Here is a 1,254-nt window from a genome sequence, read left to right as displayed (position 1 = left end):
CACACCGGCCGGTGCCGCCGGATCGGGTGCCGCTGCGCCTTCCGCTTCGGGGGCCGGGGCCTCTGCCGGTGCTGCCTCGGTGGCTGGCGGCGCCGCGGCGGTGGGCGTGATGGCGTTGAAGAAGGGGGCCGATGCGGCGGAGTCCGGCGCGCATATGTCGGCGGATGCGATGGACGCCAATGCCTCCGATATGCCCGATGCCCGACCCGGCGATGATGATTAGGAGGCTCAAGTGATGGGTCGCTTTATTGGTGGTGAGGCCGGGCACCGGAGCTTCTTCGGCGGAAACCGTGGCGGTCCCCGCACGGTGGGTTTACTGGTGATGGCCGGTATCGGTGTGTTCGTCATGATGTTCAACGGCGTGCCCGGTCTGATCACCGGTGTCGCCGGTTGCCTGCTGGTGTATCTGGTGACGATGGGCACGCACCGGGGCTCGGTGCTGCAGAGGTGGGTCAAGCGCCGCCGGTGGAACCACCGCAAAAGTTCCGGCACGGACGTGTTCGTGCCCTATACCGGCCTGGCGATGGATGAGGCGAAGAACCGGGCCGGGGCCGCAGGTACGAAGAACGCGCGGAACCGGATCCTCAATGCGGTCCGTTCCCGCCCGGACGGCGCCGACGGCATGGGTTGGCCGGCCGGTGCCGCCGGATCGGGTGCCGCTGCGCCTTCCGCTTCGGGGGCCGGGGCCTCTGCCGGTGCTGCCTCGGTGGCTGGCGGCGCCGCGGCGGTGGGCGTGATGGCGTTGAAGAAGGGGGCCGATGCGGCGGAGTCCGGCGCGCATATGTCGGCGGATGCGATGGACGCCAATGCCTCCGATATGCCCGATGCCCGACCCGGCGATGATGATTAGGAGGCTCAAGTGATGGGTCGCTTTATTGGTGGTGAGGCCGGGCACCGGAGCTTCTTCGGCGGAAACCGTGGCGGTCCCCGCACGGTGGGTTTACTGGTGATGGCCGGTATCGGTGTGTTCGTCATGATGTTCAACGGCGTGCCCGGTCTGATCACCGGTGTCGCCGGTTGCCTGCTGGTGTATCTGGTGACGATGGGCACGCACCGGGGCTCGGTGCTGCAGAGGTGGGTCAAGCGCCGCCGGTGGAACCACCGCAAAAGTTCCGGCACGGACGTGTTCGTGCCCTATACCGGCCTGGCGATGGATGAGGCGAAGAACCGGGCCGGGGCCGCAGGTACGAAGAACGCGCGGAACCGGATCCTCAATGCGGTCCGTTCCCGCCCGGACGGCGCCGACGGCATGGG

General features: G+C 68.3%; 1 protein-coding gene and 2 pseudogenes. All 3 read left to right on the top strand.

Going from position 1 to position 1,254, the window contains the following annotated elements:
- A pseudogene (locus Y707_RS31275) lies at nt 1-223 on the top strand (hypothetical protein); the annotation flags it as partial.
- Nucleotides 224-232: 9 nt separating this feature from the next.
- A complete protein-coding gene (locus Y707_RS0104895; protein ID WP_155852734.1) occupies nt 233-850 on the top strand; it encodes a hypothetical protein in 618 nt (205 codons plus the stop codon).
- 9 nt (nt 851-859) lie between these two features.
- Nucleotides 860-1,254, top strand: a pseudogene (locus tag Y707_RS31270) (hypothetical protein); the annotation flags it as partial.

The sequence above is a fragment of the Arthrobacter sp. H14 genome (genome assembly GCF_000520495.1).
GTDB lineage: Bacteria > Actinomycetota > Actinomycetes > Actinomycetales > Micrococcaceae > Arthrobacter_C.
Note: the sequence above shows the minus strand (reverse complement) of the source record. Positions and strands in the feature narration are given on the sequence as shown.